This window comes from Stenotrophomonas sp. SMYL86 (assembly GCF_036320025.1).
Classification (GTDB): Bacteria; Pseudomonadota; Gammaproteobacteria; order Xanthomonadales; family Xanthomonadaceae; genus Stenotrophomonas; species Stenotrophomonas maltophilia_A.
In genome coordinates this window covers 38,293-58,479 of sequence record NZ_JAWIRU010000022.1, presented here as the reverse complement: position 1 = coordinate 58,479, position 20,187 = coordinate 38,293, and the positions used below count along the sequence as shown (strand labels likewise).

Here is a 20,187-nt window from a genome sequence, read left to right as displayed (position 1 = left end):
CCCGGCGTCAGGGCAGGCCGTCCGTCGCGCCGCGGATGCTCATCCAGGCGCCGCCGCCGGGGGCGCTGCCGGCGCGGACACGGAAGCCGTGCAGTCCGGCAATGGCGGCCACGATCGACAGGCCCAGGCCAAATCCCGGTCCCTGGCCGGCACTGCTGCTGCCGCGGAAAAAGCGCTGGTAGATCAGCGTGCGGTCCTGTGGCGGAATGCCCGGCCCGTTGTCGATCACATCGATCCTCGGGGCGCCGTGATCATCGACCGCACGCAGCAGGATGCGGCCGTGTGCAGGGGTGAACTGCAGGGCATTGGACAACAGGTTGGCCAGCGCTTCGAACAGCAGCTCGCGGTCGCCACGCAGCGGGCCCACCTTCGGGTCCACCTGCAGCTCCAGCAACTGCTGCTTCTCTTCGGCCAGCGGCAGGTAGAACTGGTGCAGTTCCTGCAGCAGCTCGGTGACGCCGACCGCGTCGAAGGCCGAGCGCCGCTGGTGGCTCTCCAGCTCCGACACCCGCAGCAGCGCGGCGAAGCGCGCCATCAGCATGTCAGTCTCGGCCAGCGCCTTGTCCAATGGATCGGCATGCGGGTCCCGTTCGTCCAGCCCCACGCGCATGCGGTACAGATGCGCGCGCAGGCGGGTCAGCGGGGTGCGCAGATCGTGGGCGATGCTGTCGCACACGCCTTTGACCTCGGTCATCAGCTGTTCGATGCGTTCCAGCATTGCATTGACGATGCTCGACAGCCGATCGATCTCGTCGCGACGGCTGGAGACCGGCAGGCGCTGGCCGAGGTCGCCAGCAACAATTCGATTGGTGGCCGCTTCGATCTGCTGGATACGTTTCAACGGGCGCCGACGCAGCAGATGCCAGCCCACCAGGCCGGGAATGACGGTCAGCGACACGCCCCACAGCAGCGCATCGAGGATGATGCTGTTGACCGCCATGAGCTTGCCATTCTGGCGCACGAATACCAGCGTGCGGCCATCGCGGGTCACCACGCCGAGCGCACTGCCGCCGTTGTCGTGGCGGCCATCGGACAGCGTCCAACCGTCCACCGCATGCGAGCTGCCATCCAGCGGCAGTCCCTCGGGGATCGCTGTCAGCGGGCCCGCCATCGGCATGCCGGCCTTGTCGAACAACCCATAGGTATAGACCTGGTGCAGATCGAAGCGCTGGCTGTCGCGCAATGCTTCATCCAGTGCCGGGCCGTCGAAGCTCATGAAAAGGTGCGCGCGCTGCTGCAGGCCCGATTCGGTCAGGTCACTCAGGTAATCCGAGATGCGCCAGTACATCACGCCCAGCAGCAGGCTCGACCACGCCACGAACAGGATGCAGTACAGGCCCAGCAGTCTGCTGCTGGAAGAGCGCCAGTGGTCAGGACTGCGCGTCGAAGACATAGCCGGTTCCCCGTACGGTCATGATCGGCTGCGGTCGGCCGGGTTGTTCGATGCGCTTGCGCACGCGGCCGATATGCACGTCGATCAGGTTGGTACCCGGATCGAAGTGGTAGCCCCAGACTTCCTGGAACAGCATGCTGCGGGTGACCACCTGGCCGGCGTTGCGGACCAGGAATTCGAGCAGCTTGAACTCGGTCGGCAGCAGCGCGATTTCATGCCCGCCGCGTCGCGCCGAACGGGTCATCAGGTCCAGTTCCAGGTCACCGGCGCGCAGCACGTTGTCGATGGCAGCGGCCTGGCCCTGGCGCCGGATCAGCACTTCCACGCGTGCGGCCATCTCATCGGAGGCGAAGGGCTTGGTCAGGTAGTCGTCGCCACCGGCGCGCAGGCCACGCACGCGTTCATCCACGTCCGACAGTGCGCTGATCATCAGCACCGGCGTGGTGATGCCTTCGCGGCGCAAGGTGGTGACCAGGGCCAGCCCGTCGATGCCGGGCAGCATGCGGTCCAGGGTGATTACCGCGTAGTCGCCTGCACGTGCCAGCGCCAGGCCGTTGCTGCCGTCGCTGGCCAGGTCCACGTCGAAGCCGTGGCTGCGCAGTTCGGTGGCGATCTCCTCGGCGGTGACAAGATCGTCCTCGATGGTGAGTACGCGCGGCATGGGCCAGTGTGCAGAGTGGGACAGGGGCATCCTCGCAATCGTGGGCAGCGACTGCAAATGAAAAATGTTTCATGCGCCATTTAGCAGGATCGTGCCGCCACGTCTTCTATATTCGGCGCCGAACGCTCCCCCACGCGTGGAACCTGCAGCCGATGATCCTTCCGAACCCCTCCCGTCCGTACCGTGCCTGGCGGCTGCCGCGAACCGCGGGCCTGCCGCTGCTGGCGCTCGCCCTGGCCGGCCTGCTCAGCGCCTGCGGCAAGGACGCGCCCAAGCCCGGCGCGACGACGCCTGAGGTGACGGTGCTGACCCTGCGCAGCCAGCCGCTGGCACTGCAGCAGGAACTGCCTGGGCGCAGCGTTGCCTCGCAGGAATCGGACGTGCGTCCGCAGGTGGATGGCGTGCTGGTGAAGCGGTTGTTCGAGCAGGGCCAGTGGGTGAAGGCCGGGCAGCCACTGTTCCAGATCGAGCCCGCGCTGTACCAGGCTGCGCTGAACGAGGCGCAGGCCAATCTGAAGACGGCCGAGGCCGCTGCGGTGACCGCGCGCCTGCGGGCGCAGCGCATGCAGGCGCTGGGCAAGGACCAGCTGGCTGCGCGCCAGGACGTGGACGATGCGATCGCCAGCGACCAGCAGGCTGCCGCCGCGGCGCAGGCCGCACAGGCCGCGCGTGACACGGCCAGCACACGGCTGGGGTTCGCCACGGTGACCTCGCCGATTGCCGGGCGCATCGGCCGCGCGCTGTTCACGCCGGGGGCGCTGGTCACCTCGGGCCAGGCCGATTCACTGGCACGGGTGCAGCAGATGGACCCGATGAACGTGGACATCACCCAGTCCAGCAATGAGTACCTGGCACTGCGCCGCGCCATCGCCGACGGTGGCGTGCAGGCCGACACAGCACCGGTGCGGCTGCGCTTGTCCGATGGCACCGACTACCCGCTGCCCGGCACGCTGGAATTCGCCGACGTGGACGTGCAGCAGGAGACCGGCAGCATCACTCTGCGGGCGCGTTTCCCCAACCCGGATGGGCAGCTGCTGCCAGGCATGTATGTGCGCGCGCTGGTGGGGCAGGGAACCCGCCAGCAGGCGCTGCTGGTGCCACAGGCTGCGGTCGACCGCAGCCCCAAGGGCGAGGCACAGGCGTGGCTGGTGGACAAGGACGGCAAGGCGCGGCTGCGCCTGTTCCGCACCGCGCGTGCGGTGGGCGATCAGTGGCTGGTGCTCGATGGCCTGGCCGCCGGTGAGCAGGTGGTGGTAGCCGGCGCGCAGGGCCTGGCCGATGGCATGACGGTACGGGTGAAGCCGGCACCGGCACCGGCCGGGAAGGACTGAGCAGATGCTGCCGCGCTTCTTCATCCATCGCCCGGTATTCGCCTGGGTCCTGGCGATCTGCATCATGGCCTTCGGCACCATCGCGGTGACCCAGCTGCCGGTGGAGCAGTACCCGGACATCGCGCCGCCGCAGGTCAACATCACCGCGAACTACACCGGTGCCTCGGCACAGACGGTGGAAGACAGCGTCACCCAGGTGATCGAGCAGCAGATCAAAGGCATCGATCACCTGTTGTATTTCTCCTCCACCAGTTCGTCATCGGGGCAGGCGCGCATCACGGTCACCTTCGACCAGAGCGCCAACCCGGATATCGCCCAGGTGCAGGTGCAGAACAGCGTCAACCAGGCCATCAACCGGCTGCCGCAGGAAGTGCAGCAGCAGGGCGTGACGGTCGCCAAGTCGCAGGGCGATTCGCTGATGGTGGTCTCGCTGTACGACACCAGCCGGCGCATGGAGCGCGTGGACGTCTCCGATTTCCTTGTCAGCAATGTGCAGGATCCGATCAGCCGCATTCCCGGTGTCGGCGAGATCAACGTGTTCGGCTCGGCTTACGCAATGCGCGTGTGGCTGGACCCGCACAAGCTGCGCGCCTATGACCTGATGCCCTCGGACGTTCGCGCTGCGATCCAGGCGCAGAACACCCAGGTGACGGCGGGTGAGCTGGGCGCGATGCCGTCCAGCCCGACGCAGAGCCTCAACGCCACGGTCACCGCGCAGTCGCGCCTGCAGACGCCCGAACAGTTCCGCGCGATCATCCTGCGCACGCTGCCCAATGGCGCGGCGGTGTTGCTGGGCGACGTCGCACGGGTCGAGATCGGCGCGGAGAACTACCAGACCAGCAGCTATCTCAATGGCTATCCGGCGGCTGGCTTCTCGGTCACCCTGGCCTCCGGTGCCAATGCGTTGGCCACGGCCGATGCGGTGCGCGCGGAGATCGAACGGCTGCGGCCGACTTTCCCGCCCGGCCTGCAGGTGGCCTACCCGCGTGACAGCACACCGTTCGTGCGGGTCTCGATCGAGGGGGTCATCCATACCCTCATCGAAGCCATCGTGCTGGTCGTGGTGGTGATGTTCCTGTTCCTGCAGAACCTGCGCGCCACGCTGATTCCGGCGATCACGGTGCCTGTGGTGCTGCTGGGCACCTTCGGCGTGCTGGCCGTTGCCGGATTCACCATCAACACACTGACCCTGTTCGCGATGGTGCTGGCGATCGGCCTGCTGGTCGACGATGCGATCGTGGTGGTGGAGAACGTGGAGCGCATCATCCACGACGAGCATCTGCCACCGCGCGAAGCGACCGAAAAATCGATGGGCGAGATCACCGGCGCGTTGATCGGCATCACCGTGGTGCTGGGCGCGGTGTTCCTGCCGATGGCGCTGTTCGGTGGTTCCACCGGCATCATCTACCGGCAGTTCTCGATCACGATTGCATCTGCCATGGCATTGTCGGCGCTGGTGGCGCTGACGCTGACCCCGGCGCTGTGCGCGACCCTGCTCAAGCCGTCTTCGGCGCAGAAGCCACAGGGTCGTTTCTTCCGGGCGTTCAACCGGGGCGTCGAGCGCAGCCAGTTGGCCTACCAGGGAAAGCTCGGTGGCGTCGTTACCCGGCCGCGGCGCTGGATGGCGTTCTACCTGCTGCTGGTGGTCGCCATGGTCGCGCTGTACGCGCGGATGCCGACCGGCTTCCTGCCGGTGGAAGACCAGGGCCAGGTAACCTTCCAGTTCTCCACGCCGGAAGGCACGCCGATGGCGCGTACCGAAGCATTGGGCGAGCAGATCAGCCGCTACTTCATGGAGCACGAAAAGCAGAACCTGGATGTGGTGTTCGTGGTGGTCGGCCGCAACAATGCCGGCACCGGCCAGAACGCCGGGCAGGGCTTCCTCGCCCTGAAGCCCTGGGATGAGCGCACGGGCGACAACACCGCCGCGGCGATCATCACGCGTGCCAATGCCTACTTCCGCAGCTTGCCGGATGCCAAGGTCAATGTACTGGCACCGCCGGCGGTGCGTGGACTGGGCCAATCCAGTGGTTTCGAACTGTGGCTGCAGGACACCAGTGCGGCCGGGCGCGTGGCCCTGCAGGCGGCGCAGGAACAGGTGGTGCGTGCGGCCGGCGAAGACGACGGGCTCACCTCGGTGCGCCTGAACGGTCTGGGCGACAAGGCCGAGCTGCGGCTGGACATCGACCATGCCCAGGCCAGCGCACTGGGCCTGGCCCAGGCCGACATCAATTCCACGCTGTCGGCGGCCTGGGGCGGCAGTTACATCAACGATTTCCTCGACCGTGGCCGGGTCAAGCGGGTCTACATGCAGGGCGACCAGCCCTACCGCAGCGTGCCCGACGACATCGGCCAGTGGTATGTGCGCGGTGGCAACGGCCAGATGGCGTCGTTTGCCAGTTTCGCCAGCAGCCACTGGGCGCGCGGGCCGCAACTGCAGCAGCGCTTCAACGGCCTGCCGGCAATGCAGATCCAGGGCAGCGCCGCTGAAGGGCGCAGCTCGGGCGAAGCGATGCAGCGCATGCAGGCGCTGGTTGCCGATCAACCCGGGTTCGACCTGCAGTGGAGTGGCCTGTCCTACCAGGAACAACTGGCCAGCAACCAGACGTTGTGGCTGTACACCGCCTCCATTGCTTTCATCTTCCTGTGCCTGGCGGCGCTCTATGAGAGCTGGACGGTGCCGGTGGCGGTGGTGCTGGTGATCCCGCTGGGCGTGATTGGTACGGTGCTGGCGACCACCGCGGCCGGGTTCGTCAACGACATCTACTTCCAGGTCGGTCTGCTGACGACCATCGGCCTGTCGGCCAAGAACGCGATCCTGATCGTGGAGTTTGCCGAGGCCCGCTATCGTGCCGGCAGTTCAGCGGTGGAAGCGGCCCTGCAGGGCGCACGCCTGCGACTGCGCCCGATCGTGATGACGTCGTTGGCCTTCGTGGCTGGTGTGATCCCGTTGGCGTTGGCGACCGGTGCAGGCGCGGTCAGCCGCCGTGAAATCGGCATGAGCGTGATCGGCGGCATGGTCTCCGGTACGGTGCTGGCGGTGGTGCTGGTGCCGTTGTTCTTCGTGCTGGTGCGCCGCCTGGGCCGGTCACGGCCACAGGACTGAGGGGGGGACGCGGCTGTCATCTGGCTGCCGCAGCACCCTCACCCGTTCTTTGCCCAGGTGTCGCTAGCGTAGGTCGTCCCCGTCCCCCACGGAGACCTGCCATGTGGCTGCTCGATCATCTCTGGCCCGGCCGCAGACCCGTACCTCCCCCGGTCGCGGTCGAGCCGCAGGCGTCCCCCCGCCGGCCCTGGCTGAAACGCCCGGTGCGGGCCGGTCGCAGCGGCATGGCTCCCTGGCAGAAGGTTGCCGCACCGCCACGACGCACGCGCCACTAACCGGTGCGGTCGGCGGGGTGATTGACCCCGTCATTGACCGGGATCACGCCCAGCGCGAACGGGTCGATGCCCTCCAGGCAGGCCACGTTGTAACCGTACTGCTCCGGGTTGGAGCGGCGCCGGTGATGGGTGTAGATGCCGCATACGCCACAGAAGTAGTGCTCGGCCACATGGGTGTTGAACTGGTACAGCTGCAGGTGGTTCTGCCCGCGCACCACCTGCAGGCCTGCGCGGGCGACGCTGGCGGCAATGGCCCCCCGACGTCGGCACATCGAGCAGTCGCAGCGACGCGGATCGACGATGCCGTCCGGCAGGTCCAGCAGCAGTTCGACCGTGCCGCAATGGCAGGTGGCGCGGTGCCGGGGTTGGACCGGAACGCCGGCCACGGAGGTGATGCCCATCGTTGCTCCTGTGAAGTGAACCTGGCCGCAGAGGCCGCCGCCGACGGTGCGCCGGCCTGCCTGAACGGTCCGTAGATGCCATGGTGAACCCGCTTGTGGCTAACTATGCGGCTTCAAGACCGCGACAGGATGCCAGTGAAAGCCGCAGGACGATGGATGACAGGAAGTGCCATGGCGCTGCTGGCGCTGTGGGTGACCGGGCTGCTGGCCTACCAGCTGCCGGGACCGGGTTGGCTGGCCACCGGCGTGGCCGTGCTGTGGCTGCTGGTGGCGCTGTGGGCGTCGTGGCGGGTCGCGCGTGGCCGTGCCTCGCGCCGCCTGGGCACGGCCTTCGGTGTGGCGCTGGCGTTGGCCGGCCTGTGGTGGCTGCTGCTGACCCCGCGCCAGGACCGCGTATGGGCCGACGACGTAGCCCAGCGCCTGCACGTGGTGTCCTTCGATGGCCGCCACGTCGTGCTGGACAACGTGCGCGACTTCCGCTGGCGCACCGAAACCGACTACGACGCACACTGGGTGCGCCGCGAGTACGACCTGGACCAGCTGCGCTCGGCCGAACTGGTGCTGTCGTACTGGATGGGCCCGGCGATCGCCCACACCCTGATCTCGTTTGGATTCGAGGATGGTCGCCACGTGGTGTTCTCGCTGGAGATCCGCAAGGAGCGCGGTGAGTCGTTCTCGGCGCTGGGCGGCTTCTTCCGCAAGTTCGAGATGACCCTGGTGGCCTCGGAAGAGACCGACATCATCCGCACCCGCACCAACGCGCGCGGCGAGGATGTCTACCTGTACCGCCTGCACGGCATGGATCGCGCGCAGCTGAAGGAACTGTTCGCTGCGTACATCGAACAGGCGCGTGAACTGGATGCCAAGCCGGGCTTCTACAACACGCTGACCAGCAACTGCACGACCATCGTCTTCGACCTGGCCCGCCACATCGCACCGCGCCTGCCGCTGGACTATCGGCTGCTGCTGTCCGGCTATCTGGCCGAGTACGCGCAGGAGGTCGGTGCGCTGACGCCGGGCGTGCCGTACGCCGAGCTGCACGACAAGGGCCGCATCACCCAGCGCGCACTGGACCTGGGTGATGGCGAGCATTTCTCCACCGTGATCCGCCAGGGCGTGCCCGGCACCGAGCAGGACCCGCAGTAATGACCCAACTCTTTCTGAGCCGCTGGCAGCGCCTGCTGCCGGTGTTGTTCGCTGCCTTCCTGCTGCTGGGCAGCAGCGGCTGCGCGATGGTCACCGTCAAGCAGGTCAAATCCAGTGATTCGCTGGTCAACAAGCGTGCCGATGTGCTCAACACCGGCAAGCTCAGCCCGGCCGCGCGTGAAACGCTCAGCGCAGCGGGCCTGGACGAATCGCAGTGCGAGAAGGACTTCCTGGTCTGCCGCAGCACGCTGCTGATGACCGACGACCTCAATGTCGAGCAGCGGCTGTCGGCGCTGTCCGAGCTGTGGGTGAAGGCGGCATTGGCGATGACGCCGAAGAAGACCGCCGCAGGCGATCCGCCGATGAGCGATGCGGCATTGGATGCCTGGCTGGAAGCCGCGCGCTATGCCTATGCCTACCTGTTCTACAGCGGCCGCTCACCGTCCGACCGGGCCTTCGAGGACCGGCAGACGCAGGTGCGCGACTACTACAACTATGCGGCCGAGAAGGCGGCAGTGGTGCTGTTCGTGCGCGCACGCGCCGCTGCGCTGGCCGGCGAGGACTATACGAAGCCGCTCACGGTCGGTAGCTGGTCGCTGGCCTCCAACTACCAGCAGCTGGGCCTGAAGAGCATTCCGGCGCAGCTGGTGCCGGCGGGAACGGTCAGCTTCGTCGGCCTGCGCAGCACCTATCGCCGCGATGGCTTCGGTGCCGAGCTGGTGATGGTGATGGACCCGCCCAAACTGGTCGCGCCAGTGATCGCGCCGGACGGCCCAAAGGCTGAAACCGCGCAGGACGACGAGGACGACGAGCGTCGTGGCCGCCGCCACCGCCATGACGATTCGGTGCCCGAGTTCAGTGAGATGTCCTCGATCAACGTCACCGCACTGCTGCGGTTCGAGGGCAGCAGCCTGGACGACGTGATGCGCACACGCCGGGTCGAGCTGGATGCCTATTCGCCGGAAGCGACCGAGCGCATCACCCTGCACGGCGAGCAGGTGCCGCTGGCCGGCAATTTCACCGCCGCCTACGGCCTGTGGCTGGCGCAGAGTGGCTTCGCCCGGCAGTCGCTGCGCACCCTGTTCGGGATGAGCGAGGGCATCGGCGAGCCGCACATCTACCTGATGCAGCCGTGGGACCCGAACCGCCGCATCATCTTCATGCTGCACGGCCTGGCCAGCAGCCCGGAAGCCTGGGTGAACCTGGCCAACGAGATCATGGGTGACCCCGAGCTGCGCCAGCAGTTCCAGGTGTGGCAGGTCTATTACCCGACCAATGCGCCGATCGCGCTGAACCGCTACGAGATCGCCAATGCGTTCAACGACACGCTGAAGCATTTCGACCCCAACGGCAGCACGCGTGCGTCGAAGGACATGGTCTACATCGGCCACAGCATGGGCGGCGTGCTGGCGCGCCTGTTGGTCAGCGATTCGGGTGATGTGCTGTGGAACGACCTGCTGGCCAACTACGACCTGAAGGGGGAGCGGCTGAAGCGGGTGCAGAACAAGCTGGGTCCGCTGCTGCATTTCAAGGCACAGCCGAACGTGGAGCGTGCGATCTTCATCGCCGCGCCGCACCAGGGCACCGACATTGCCGGCAACAAGGTCGGTCGCCTGATTGGTCGCCTGGTACGCCTGCCGCTGACAATCCTCGGCAAGTTCGAGGACGTGTTCATGGCGCTGGCGCAGGCCGAGCAGCAGGTCGATGGCACCGCCAAGCCGAAGATCCCGAACAGCATCGACAACCTCAAGGCCAGCGATCCGTTCGTGAAGGCCGCCGCACAGCTGCCGATTGAGGCGGGCCTGAAGTACCACTCGATCATCGCCCAGCGCAAGCCGGAGCTGCCGGTGGAAAAATCCGATGATGGGCTGGTGCCGTACTGGAGCGCACATCTGCCGGGCGCGCTGTCGGAGAAGGTGATCATCTCCGGCCACAGCGTGCAGGAAACCCCGCAGGCGGTGCTGGAGGTGAGGCGCATCCTGCACCGGGATATCGATGACATGGGGACCGGCAGCCGGTAGTGCCGGCCGCTGGCCGGCAATCCCGCAATGCGGCGGTGCTACACCCGTCGTGCGATCACCGTGGCCAGCAGCGCCAGGCCGAAGGTGATCGCCAGGCACAGCACGTAGCCGGTGTGGGGTTCGCTTTGCACGAACAGCGCGAACAGTGCACCGGAAACCGCCAGTGCGGTGGTCACCGACAGCGCCTCGCTCAGCTGCAGTGCCGAGGTGTTGGCACCCTGCTCGTGCGGTGCGGACAACGACAGCGTCAGCACCGACAGGCTGGCGTAGATCATGCCCATGCCAAAGCCGGTCATGGCCCAGCCGACCAGGGCCACCGGCAGCGGCACTGCGTTGAACAGCACGGCCAGTGTGGCGGCGATACCGATCGTCATCAGCGGTGTGCCAACGCGCAGCAGCTGCTGGCGTGACCAGCCGCGCTGCTGGTGACCCTGCAGCCATGAACCGGCGAACCAGCCCAATGCGCCGAGGCTGAGCACCGCGCCGGCCCAGCTGGGCGAGAGCCCGCGTTCGCGCTGCAACAGCAGTGGCAGGTAGGCCTCACAGGCGAAGAATGCGGCCGCCGCGACGCCGCGCAGCGCGATCACGCTGGGCAACCCGCGGCGCAGCAGCAACGTGCCGGCTGGCAACAGGCGGTGCACGCAGAACAGCAGCGCCAGCATGGCCACGCCGATGCAGAGCAGCGCAGGTAGGCCCTGCTGCTGGCCGCCGAAGTAGAGCAGCAGCGCCGCCAACGAAGCACCGCTGGCCCAGCGCACCACGTTGCCGCGTCCATCGTCGCTGCTGGCAGCATCAGTGGGCTGCATGCGTGCCAGTGCAGGGCGCAGCAGCAGCGCGGCCGGGACCGCCAGTAGCGGCACCGCCAGGAACACCCAGCGCCAGCCGAGATGCTGCACGATCAGCCCGCTCAGCGCGGGACCGATCATCGACGGCACCACCCAGCCGGCGGAGAACGCGGCGAATACCTTCGGGCGCAGGTGTTCGGGATAGCTGCGGCCAACCATCACGTACAGCGAGACCGAGATCGCGCCTGCGCCCAGGCCCTGTAGCAGGCGCCCGGCCACCAGCATGCCCATGCGCATGGCGAAGCCGGCCAGAAGCAGGCCCAGCACGAAGCAGCCCAGGCCATACCACAGCGGCCGAGCTGGTCCCTGGCGGTCGGCCCAGCGTCCGGCCAGGGTCATGCCGATGACACTGGTGGCCAGGGTGCCGCCAAAGGCCAGCGCATACAGGCGCAGGCCATCCAGCGCCTCGGCCACGGTCGGCATGGCGGCCGCCACCGCCAGGGCCTCGAAGGCATGCAGCGCCACCAGTGCCACCATGCCGATGGTGGTGGCGCGATAGCGGGGAGACAGGATCGACGTATCAGCCGGCGCACGGGCGTCGGCGGGCGAAAGAGTGGGGGACATACGAGTCAGATGCGGGCCGCGCTTGTCAACTGGCGGCGAAGATAGCAGCATGCCACCTCAACTGCAGTTTAGGTCAAGCAATGGTTTCCCAGGAACTCAGCGTTGGCGAAGTCTCCCAGCGCAGTGGCGTGGCGGTTTCCGCGCTGCATTTCTACGAGCGCAAGGGGCTGATCAGCAGCCTGCGCACCTCGGGCAACCAGCGGCGCTACAGCCGTGACGTGCTGCGACGGTTGGCCATGATCCGCGTCGCGCAACGGGTGGGCATGCCACTGGAAGCTGTCGGCCGTGCCTTCGAAAGCCTGCCGGAGGGCCGCGCGCCGACCAAGGCCGACTGGGCCAAGCTGTCCGCGCGCTGGCGCACCGAGCTGGAGGAGCGCATCCACATGCTGGAACTGCTGCGCGATGAACTGACCGGCTGCATCGGCTGCGGCTGCCTGTCGCTGCAGCGCTGCCGCCTGGCCAACCCCGAAGACGTCCTCGGCGAACGCGGCGACGGCCCGATGCGCTGGGAGTGACCCGCGAAAAGGGGACGGAGGGGATTATGTCGTTTGTGCATTAACGACTTAATCCCCTCCGTCCCCTTTTTTCTTACCAGACCGTGATCGTCTCGCCGCTCTGGATGCCTTCCACCGCGCGCTGGAAGGCCAGCGCCGCGCGCTGCGCGCTCACCGCTTCGAAGCCTGGGAAATAGGGGCCGTAAGCCGCCATCGATTCGATCAGCACGTTCGGGCTGACCACGTTGATGCGCAGGCCACGCGGCAGCAGCTCCAACGCGGCGGCACGCACGAAGCCTTCCAGTGCGGCATTCACCGAGGTGGCGTTGACCCCATCGCGGATCGGCTGTGCGCTGACGATGCCGCTGGTCAGGGTGATCGAGCCGCCGGCGTTGAGGTGGTGCTGGGCGACCAGTGCCAGCCGCACCTGGCCCAGCAGCTTGTCCTGCAGGCCGAGGTTGAACTGCTCGGGTGTCATGTCCTTCAGCGGACCGAAGTGCAGCTTGCCAGCGGTGGAGATCACTGCATCGACCGGACCGGTGCGCGAGAACAGTTCGGCGACGCTGCCGTCGTCGGTCAGGTCGACGCGCAGCTCACCGCTGTTGCGGCCGGTGGCGAGGATCTGATGCTGCTGGCCGAGCTGGTGGGCGACTGCCTGGCCGAGGGTGCCGCTGGCACCGACGAGGAGAATCTTCATGGCCGTTCCTTGCGAGAGGGGGAATGAGCGCAGTCTGCGCCCTCACAGTGGGGTTAGGTAAGCGGCGTATGCTTCGCAGATTCCTAACTCTGGATTAGCAATGGATACCCTTCGCTGCATGCAGGCCTTCGTCGCCGTGGCCGAGTCCGGGAGCTTTGCAGGAGCTGCCGAACAGCTGCAGGTGTCGGCGGTGATGGTCGGCAAGTACATCCAGCAGCTGGAGGCGCACCTGGGTACCGCGCTGCTGCAACGGAACACCCGCCGCCAGCGCCTGACCGAAGCCGGCAGCGCCTACCTGGCCGGGTGCCGGCAGGTGCTGGAGCAGGTGCAGCAGGCGGAGGCGGACGTGGCCGGCCTGCAGGTACAACCCCGCGGACTGCTGCGGGTCAGCGCGCCAACCACCTGGGGCAGTTGTGTGCTGGCGCCGGTACTGTCCGGACTATTGCGTGAGCAGCCGTTGCTGAACATCGAACTGGACCTGAGCAACCGCCGCGTGGACCTGATCGAGGATGGCTTCGACGTGGCAATCCGCGTTGGGCCGCTGCCGTCACAGGAAGTGGTGGCGCGGCCGTTGCCGCCGTACGCAATGAGCCTGTGTGCGGCACCGTCGTACCTGCGCCGGCGCGGCACGCCGCGCACGCCCGCAGATCTGCAGGGGCATGATTGCCTGAGCCACCTGGCCTGGCGCGGCGGCCATGGCTGGCAGTTGGCCAACGGCGAACAGGTGGACTGGGAGGCGCGGCTGACCTGCAACGACGGTGTTGCACTGCGCGAGGCCGCCGTGGCCGGCGCAGGGCTGGTGCTGCAGCCGACCGCGCTGCTGGCCGGCGAAATCGCGGCCGGGCGGTTGAAGCCGCTGCTGCGCGACTACCTGCCCGAACCGCGGCCGATGCACCTGATCTACCTGCCGGATCGACGGCCGCGCCCGCGGTTGCAGTGCTTCGTCGATTTCGTCATGGCCACATTGGGGCAGTGAACATCCACGCCATGCGTGGATGATGGTAGGTGCCGACCGTTGGTCGGCACACATCGGGATCAATCATTCGCCGCAGACAGTTCCTGCCCACGCACCTGCGCGGCGCGTAGCGCCGTATCCACCAGCGCCTCGAAACCACCGGCCTGGAAGCTCTCGATCGCGGCCTGGGTGGTGCCGTTCGGCGAGGTCACGCGACGGCGCAGCTCGGCCGGGCTTTCACCGGCCTCATCAAGCATGCGCGAGGCTCCCAGCAGGGTCTGCACCACCAGCGCACGCGCAGCGTCGGCCGGCAGGCCCTGGGCGATCCCCGCCGCTTCCATCGCTTCTGCCAGCAGGAATACGTAAGCGGGGCCGCTGCCGGACACCGCAGTGACCGAATCCATCAGCGATTCGCTGTCGATCCACACCGTGCGCCCGGCACTGGCCAGCACCTGTTCGGCGCGCGCGTGCTGCTGTGCATCCACCGATGGCGTGGCATACAGGCCGGTCACACCGGCGCCAAGCAGGGCGGGGGTGTTGGGCATCGCACGCACCACCGCCAGGCTGCCACCCAGCCAGCGTTCCAGCTGCGCGCTGGTGATGCCGGCGGCGATCGACACCACCAGTGGCCGGTTCGCCTGCGCCAGCGACTGCAGCGACTGGCAGACCTCGCGCAGCACCTGCGGCTTCACCGCCAGCAGCCAGGTGCGGCCGTGCGCGGCGGCATCGGCGGCGTTCTCGTGCACCTGCACGCCGAAGTCGGCAGCCAGTGACTCGCGCAGTGCGGCCACCGGTTCGGCCACGTGGATGTGCGCGGCAGGCACGCCCTGGCGGATCAGGCCGGCGATCAGGCTGCGGGCCATGTTGCCGCCGCCGATGAAGGTGATGGAATCAGCTGCCATGGAAGTCTCCTTGGAAAATCAGGCCGGGCCCGGGCGGGCGCCGAACAGGGCGGTGCCGATGCGCACCAGGGTGGCACCCTCGGCGATGGCCTCGGCGTAGTCGCTGCTCATGCCCATCGACAGCGTGTCGATCCGCGCGTGCTGGGCAGCCAGCGACTGGAAAAGTGTGCGCATGCGCACGAATGCATCCCGACGGCGCTCCGCTTCCGGCCACGGTGCGGGAATCGCCATCAGGCCACGCAGGCGCAGGCTGGGTTCGGCGGCAATCGCGTCGGCCAGTGCATCCACTTCTTCCGGTGCACAGCCATGCTTGCTGGATTCATCGTCGATGTTGACCTGGATCAGTACGTTCAGCGGGCCACGCGCGGCCGGGCGATGGCGTGCCAGCGCGGTCACCAGCTTGGAACGGTCCACGCTCTGCACCCAGTCGAAATGGCTGGCCACGGCATCGGCCTTGTTCGACTGCAGGTGGCCGATCAGGTGCCATTCCAGCGCCAGGTGCTGCAGCGCCTGCATCTTGGCCAGTGCTTCCTGCACGTAGTTCTCGCCGAAGGCGTGCTGGCCCTGTGCGGCCAGCGCGGCCACGGCCTCGGCCGGCTGGGTCTTGGACACCGCCAGCAGGCGTGGGTCGGGCCTGCCAGCGGCCTCGGCGGCGGCGTGCAGGTTGCTCAGGATCTGGGGCAGGGGAGTGGCCACGTAACGCGTTCCGTTGAATCAGGAGGCTATACTGCCGCCCGGGGAAAGATCCTTCCAGTCGAAGCCGTTATTGGGGAGTAGCCGCTCATGGATATCGCCGAGCTGTTGGCGTTTTCCGTAAAGAACAAAGCGTCCGACCTGCACCTGTCCGCAGGCCTGCCGCCGATGATCCGCGTGGACGGCGACGTGCGCCGGATCAACATCCCAGCCCTGGACCACAAGCAGGTCCACGCGCTGGTGTACGACATCATGTCCGACAAGCAGCGCCGCGATTACGAGGAATTCCTCGAAGTGGACTTCTCCTTCGAGATCCCGTCGCTGGCGCGCTTCCGTGTCAACGCGTTCAACCAGAACCGCGGTGCCGGTGCGGTGTTCCGTACCATTCCGTCCGAGGTGCTCACCCTCGAGGACCTGGCCTGCCCGCCGCTGTTCCGCGAAGTGATCCAGCAGCCGCAGGGCCTGATCCTGGTGACCGGTCCGACCGGTTCGGGCAAGTCGACCACGCTGGCGGCGATGATCGACTACATCAACAAAAACGAATACGGCCACATCCTCACCGTCGAGGATCCGATCGAATTCGTGCACACCTCGCAGAAGTGCCTGATCAACCAGCGCGAAGTGCACCGCGACACGCATGGCTTCAACGAAGCGCTGCGCTCGGCACTGCGTGAGGACCCGGACATCATCCTGGTCGGCGAACTTCGTGACCTGGAAACCATCCGCCTGGCACTGACCGCTGCGGAAACCGGCCACCTGGTGTTCGGCACCCTGCACACCAGCTCGGCGGCCAAGACCATCGACCGTATCATCGACGTGTTCCCGGCCGGCGAAAAGCCGATGGTGCGTTCGATGCTGTCCGAATCGCTGCGTGCGGTGATCTCGCAGGCGCTGCTGAAGAAGGTCGGTGGTGGTCGTACCGCTGCGTGGGAAATCATGGTCGGCACCCCGGCCATCCGCAACCTGATCCGCGAGGACAAGGTGGCGCAGATGTATTCAGCCATCCAGACCGGCCAGCAGTACGGCATGATGACCCTGGACCAGCACCTGCAGGACCTGGTCAAGCGCAGCCTGATCACCCGCAACCAGGCCCGCGACTACGCCAAGGACAAGCGCCTGTTCGAGTAAAGCGGGGCCGCAACGGGACGGCGTGCGCCAGTGCGCCGCCGTTTCCGCGCCGTTTCCGCCTCCGACCGTTTCCTGGTACATGCCCCATTGGGAGCCCGCCGTGAACACCACCGCGACCACCATCGATTTCACTTCGTTCCTCAAGCTGATGGCGCACCAGCGCGCCTCGGACCTGTTCATCACCGCCGGCATGCCGCCGGCGATGAAGGTCAACGGCAAGATCTCGCCGATCACGCAGACCCCGCTCACGCCGCAGCAGAGCCGCGACCTGGTCCTCAACGTGATGACCCCGGCGCAGCGCGAGGAATTCGAGAAGACCCACGAGTGCAACTTCGCCATCGGCCTGTCCGGCGTCGGCCGCTTCCGCGTCAGCTGCTTCTACCAGCGCAACCAGGTCGGCATGGTGCTGCGTCGCATCGAGACGCGCATTCCGACCGTGGAAGAACTGAGCCTGCCGCCGATCATCAAGACGCTGGCGATGACCAAGCGCGGCATCATCCTGTTCGTCGGTGCCACCGGTACCGGTAAATCGACCTCGCTGGCGGCGATGATCGGCTACCGCAACCAGAATTCGACTGGCCACATCATCACCATCGAAGACCCGATCGAATTCGTGCACAAGCACGAGGGCTGCATCATCACCCAGCGCGAAGTCGGCATCGATACCGACAGCTGGGAAGCGGCGCTGAAGAACACCCTGCGGCAGGCGCCGGATGTGATCATGATCGGCGAGGTGCGTACCCGCGAGGGCATGGACCACGCCATCGCGTTCGCGGAAACCGGCCACCTGGTGCTGTGCACCCTGCATGCGAACAACGCCAACCAGGCGATGGACCGCATCGTCAACTTCTTCCCGGAAGACCGCCGCAACCAGCTGCTGATGGACCTGTCGCTGAACCTCAAGGGCGTGGTCGCGCAGCAGCTGGTGCCGTCGCCCGATGGCCGCTCGCGCAAGGTGGCGATGGAGATCCTGCTGGGCACGCCGCTGGTGCAGGACTACATCCGCGACGGCGAGATCCACAAGCTGAAGGAAGTGATGAAGGACTCGGTCCAGCTGGGCATGAAGACCTTCGACCAGAGCCTGTTCGAGCTGTACCAGGCGGGTGAGATCAGCTACGAGGACGCGCTGCGCTACGCCGATTCGCAGAACGAAGTGCGCCTGCGCATCAAGCTCAGCCAGGGCGGCGACGCCCGCACCCTGTCGCAGGGGCTGGATGGCGTGGAGATTTCCGAGATCCGGTGATCTGGGTGTTCCGTAGCGTCGAGCCTGCTCGACTGTTCTTGTCGAGTCGAGCAAGCTCGACTCTATGGGCGGGCGGCTGCGCGTATTGATGAATTCCAGTCATGACCAACTGCAATGCTGCCCATTCAATCCGTGGGCTCTGCAGGCGTATCGTCAGCGCTCCCCCTCTGGAGCACGACGATGCAGACACGTGAACTCGGCCGCAGTGGCCTGAAGGTTTCCGCCCTCGGCCTGGGCTGCATGGGCCTGAGCCATGGCTACGGCCAACCGGTGGAGCGTAGCCAGGGCATCGCCCTGCTGCAGGCCGCCGTCGGGCGTGGCGTGACCTTCTTCGACACCGCCGAAGTGTATGGCCCCTACACCAACGAAGACCTGCTCGGCGAGGCGCTGGCGCCGTACCGCGACAGGCTGGTGATCGCCACCAAGTTCGGCTTCAAGGATGCGCGCGTCGATACCGGGCTGGACAGCCGTCCCGAGAACATCCGCGCGGTGGCGGAGGCCAGCCTCAAGCGCCTGCGTACCGACCATATCGACCTGTTCTACCAGCACCGCGTCGACCCCAACGTGCCGATCGAGGATGTCGCTGGCACCGTTCGCGACCTGATCGCCGAGGGCAAGGTCGGCCACTTCGGCCTGTCCGAGGCCAGCGCCGCGACCGTTCGCCGTGCGCATGCGGTGCAGCCAGTGGCCGCCGTGCAGAGCGAGTACTCGCTGTGGTGGCGTGAGCCGGAGCGCGAGCTGCTGCCGACGTTGCAGGAACTGGGTATCGGCTTCGTGCCGTTCAGCCCGCTGGGCCGTGGTTTCCTGACCGGCGCGATCAACGCCGATACCACCTTCGACGCCAACGACTTCCGCAACAGCGTGCCGCGTTTCGAAGTGGAAGCGCGTCGTGCCAACCAGGCACTGGTTGATCGCATCAGCACGATTGCTGCCGCACGTGGCGTGACGCCGGCGCAGGTGGCGCTGGCCTGGCTGCTGGCGCAGGCACCGTGGATCGTGCCGATTCCGGGCACCACCAAGATCCATCGCCTGGAAGAAAACCTGGGCGCGGCCGACCTGCAGTTGGCGCCGGAGGAACTGCAACGCATCGCGCAGGCGCTGGATGAAGTGTCGATTGTCGGTGAGCGCTACAACGCGCAGCGCGCCGCGCAGGCCAAGGGCTGACCGCCGGCCGTGGGTGCGGACCGTTGGTCCGCACTCCTCAACTCCCCATCGGCCCGCGCAACGCATCAAGCACAGTGCGCATCGCCACGGTGACGTGGCGGCGCGACGGGTAATACGCGTAGTAGCCATCGAAGTGCGGGCACCAATCGTCCAGCACCGACTGCAGCCGGCCATCGTCCAGCATCGGCTGCACCTGGTCTTCCGGCAGCCAGGCCAGCCCGCTGCCGGCCAGTGCAGCCGCGCGGGTCATGCCCATGGTGTTGAAGGTCCACTGACCGGTCACGCGCACGCTCAGTTCGTTGCCGTCCTGGCCGAAATCCCACGGCATCAGCCCGCCATGCGTGGGCAGGCGCAGGGTCACGCAGTTGTGCTCGGCCAGGTCGTTCGGATGCCGCGGTACCACGTGCTGGCGGAAGTAGCTGGGCGCACCGACCACGCGCATGCGCAGCGGCGGGCTGACCGGCACGGCAATCATGTCGCGCGCCAACCGTTCGCCGAGGCGGATGCCGATGTCGTAGCGCTCGGCGACGATGTCGGCCAGCCCGTAGTCGGCAGCCAGTTCCACCTTCAGGTCCGGATACTGCTGCAGCAATGGCGCCAGCCGCGGCCAGGCGATGTACTCGGCGGCATGGCCGGTGGCATTGATGCGGATGGTGCCGGCCGGTCGCTCGCGGTACTCGGCCAGTGCGGCCAGTTCGTCCTCGATCTCGGCCAGGCGCGGGGCGAGGGTCTCGAGCAGGCGGGCACCGGCTTCGGTGGTGGACACGCTGCGGGTGGTGCGGGTCAGCAGGCGCACGCCGAGGCGCTCTTCCAGCCCGCGCATGGCATGGCTGAGCGCCGACTGGGAAACACCCAGCTGGGCGGCGGCCCTGGTGAAACTGCCCTCGCGGGCAACGTGGACGAAGGCCTGCAGGTCGTTGAGGTTTTCACGGGGCATGGCGGGATGATACGGCCGGGCTGCGCCCGGCACCCGCCGAAACAACGTCAATGGCAACGTCAAAAGCTGGCTTCCCGTGGGAGGCGGGGGGCTCAGGTTGCGGGGGACGGCGCAAGTACGTCCATGTAGCCTCGGTCGCGCCATCCATGGCGCTCACGCCCCCGCAACCTGAGCCGCCCCGCCTTCGACAATTTCCCGCGAGCTGTTGGAACGGCTCCGACCCCATTCTGT

17 protein-coding genes are annotated in these 20,187 nt (G+C 67.1%); 9 read left to right on the top strand and 8 right to left on the bottom strand.

Features of this window, described 5'->3' with window-relative positions; all coding sequences use genetic code 11:
• Positions 1–7: 7 nt before the first annotated feature.
• Both V3B64_RS19085 and V3B64_RS19080 read right to left on the bottom strand, forming a co-directional pair.
• Positions 8–1,393 (bottom strand): HAMP domain-containing sensor histidine kinase, encoded by a 1,386-nt coding sequence (locus V3B64_RS19085; protein ID WP_121504020.1) that lies wholly within the window; start codon positions 1,391–1,393, stop codon positions 8–10.
• Positions 1,371–2,054, bottom strand: coding sequence for a response regulator transcription factor (locus V3B64_RS19080; protein ID WP_032127741.1), 684 nt, complete (start codon positions 2,052–2,054; stop codon positions 1,371–1,373). Before V3B64_RS19080 ends, V3B64_RS19085 begins: the two co-directional genes overlap by 23 nt.
• Before the next feature lie 152 nt (positions 2,055–2,206).
• Between V3B64_RS19080 and V3B64_RS19075 the strand changes: the two genes are divergently transcribed.
• Together V3B64_RS19075 and V3B64_RS19070 are read left to right on the top strand one after the other, a co-directional pair.
• Positions 2,207–3,385 carry an efflux RND transporter periplasmic adaptor subunit gene (locus tag V3B64_RS19075; RefSeq protein ID WP_329914701.1) on the top strand — a complete coding sequence of 393 codons (1,179 nt, stop codon included), beginning with the start codon at positions 2,207–2,209 and terminating at the stop codon, positions 3,383–3,385.
• Positions 3,386–3,389: 4 nt separating this feature from the next.
• Positions 3,390–6,491, top strand: a complete 3,102-nt coding sequence (locus V3B64_RS19070; protein WP_329914700.1) for an efflux RND transporter permease subunit — start codon at positions 3,390–3,392, stop codon at positions 6,489–6,491.
• Between the two features lie 271 nt (positions 6,492–6,762).
• On the opposite strand, the gene V3B64_RS19065 is transcribed toward V3B64_RS19070, so the two are convergent.
• Positions 6,763–7,167, bottom strand: coding sequence for a GFA family protein (locus V3B64_RS19065; protein ID WP_329914699.1), 405 nt, complete (start codon positions 7,165–7,167; stop codon positions 6,763–6,765).
• Positions 7,168–7,338: 171 nt separating this feature from the next.
• Here V3B64_RS19065 and V3B64_RS19060 point away from each other — a divergent pair, with 171 nt between their 5' ends.
• Positions 7,339–8,313: a DUF4105 domain-containing protein gene (locus V3B64_RS19060; protein ID WP_329914712.1), complete on the top strand. Its 975-nt coding sequence runs from the start codon at positions 7,339–7,341 to the stop codon at positions 8,311–8,313.
• Entirely contained in the window at positions 8,313–10,334 is a 2,022-nt protein-coding gene (locus tag V3B64_RS19055) for an alpha/beta hydrolase (RefSeq protein ID WP_329914698.1), read from the top strand. Before V3B64_RS19060 ends, V3B64_RS19055 begins: the two co-directional genes overlap by 1 nt.
• A 38-nt stretch (positions 10,335–10,372) precedes the next feature.
• Here V3B64_RS19055 and V3B64_RS19050 read toward each other — a convergent pair whose 3' ends face one another.
• Complete coding sequence (locus V3B64_RS19050; protein ID WP_329914697.1) at positions 10,373–11,794, bottom strand: MFS transporter; 1,422 nt, start codon at positions 11,792–11,794, stop codon at positions 10,373–10,375.
• A 29-nt stretch (positions 11,795–11,823) separates the two neighbouring features.
• On the opposite strand from V3B64_RS19050, the gene soxR reads away from it, so the two are divergent.
• Complete coding sequence (soxR, locus tag V3B64_RS19045) at positions 11,824–12,258, top strand: redox-sensitive transcriptional activator SoxR (protein ID WP_329914696.1); 435 nt, start codon at positions 11,824–11,826, stop codon at positions 12,256–12,258.
• Between the two features lie 73 nt (positions 12,259–12,331).
• Here the strand turns inward: soxR and V3B64_RS19040 are convergent, their stop codons facing one another.
• Positions 12,332–12,934 (bottom strand): short chain dehydrogenase, encoded by a 603-nt coding sequence (locus V3B64_RS19040; protein WP_329914695.1) that lies wholly within the window; start codon positions 12,932–12,934, stop codon positions 12,332–12,334.
• A gap of 100 nt (positions 12,935–13,034) precedes the next feature.
• Here V3B64_RS19040 and V3B64_RS19035 point away from each other — a divergent pair, with 100 nt between their 5' ends.
• On the top strand, positions 13,035–13,910 hold the full coding sequence (locus tag V3B64_RS19035; RefSeq protein ID WP_329914694.1) for a LysR family transcriptional regulator: 876 nt from the start codon (positions 13,035–13,037) through the stop codon (positions 13,908–13,910).
• Between the two features lie 59 nt (positions 13,911–13,969).
• Here the strand turns inward: V3B64_RS19035 and proC are convergent, their stop codons facing one another.
• Together proC and V3B64_RS19025 are read right to left on the bottom strand one after the other, a co-directional pair.
• Positions 13,970–14,791 carry a pyrroline-5-carboxylate reductase gene (proC, locus tag V3B64_RS19030; protein ID WP_329914693.1) on the bottom strand — a complete coding sequence of 274 codons (822 nt, stop codon included), beginning with the start codon at positions 14,789–14,791 and terminating at the stop codon, positions 13,970–13,972.
• Positions 14,792–14,809: 18 nt separating this feature from the next.
• A complete protein-coding gene (locus V3B64_RS19025) occupies positions 14,810–15,487 on the bottom strand; it encodes a YggS family pyridoxal phosphate-dependent enzyme (RefSeq protein ID WP_197616498.1) in 678 nt (225 codons plus the stop codon).
• Positions 15,488–15,574: 87 nt separating this feature from the next.
• Between V3B64_RS19025 and V3B64_RS19020 the strand changes: the two genes are divergently transcribed.
• The 3 genes from V3B64_RS19020 to V3B64_RS19010 all read left to right on the top strand — a co-directional run bounded on the left by V3B64_RS19020 (position 15,575) and on the right by V3B64_RS19010 (position 19,019).
• Positions 15,575–16,612: a type IV pilus twitching motility protein PilT gene (locus tag V3B64_RS19020; protein ID WP_006422551.1), complete on the top strand. Its 1,038-nt coding sequence runs from the start codon at positions 15,575–15,577 to the stop codon at positions 16,610–16,612.
• Between the two features lie 100 nt (positions 16,613–16,712).
• Positions 16,713–17,855, top strand: coding sequence for a PilT/PilU family type 4a pilus ATPase (locus V3B64_RS19015; protein ID WP_005408369.1), 1,143 nt, complete (start codon positions 16,713–16,715; stop codon positions 17,853–17,855).
• A gap of 180 nt (positions 17,856–18,035) precedes the next feature.
• The gene (locus tag V3B64_RS19010) at positions 18,036–19,019 is read left to right on the top strand and encodes an aldo/keto reductase (protein WP_329914692.1); all 984 of its coding nucleotides are present in this window, start codon (positions 18,036–18,038) and stop codon (positions 19,017–19,019) included.
• Positions 19,020–19,056: 37 nt separating this feature from the next.
• Here V3B64_RS19010 and V3B64_RS19005 read toward each other — a convergent pair whose 3' ends face one another.
• On the bottom strand, positions 19,057–19,956 hold the full coding sequence (locus V3B64_RS19005) for a LysR family transcriptional regulator (RefSeq protein ID WP_164079951.1): 900 nt from the start codon (positions 19,954–19,956) through the stop codon (positions 19,057–19,059).
• Positions 19,957–20,187: the final 231 nt, after the last annotated feature.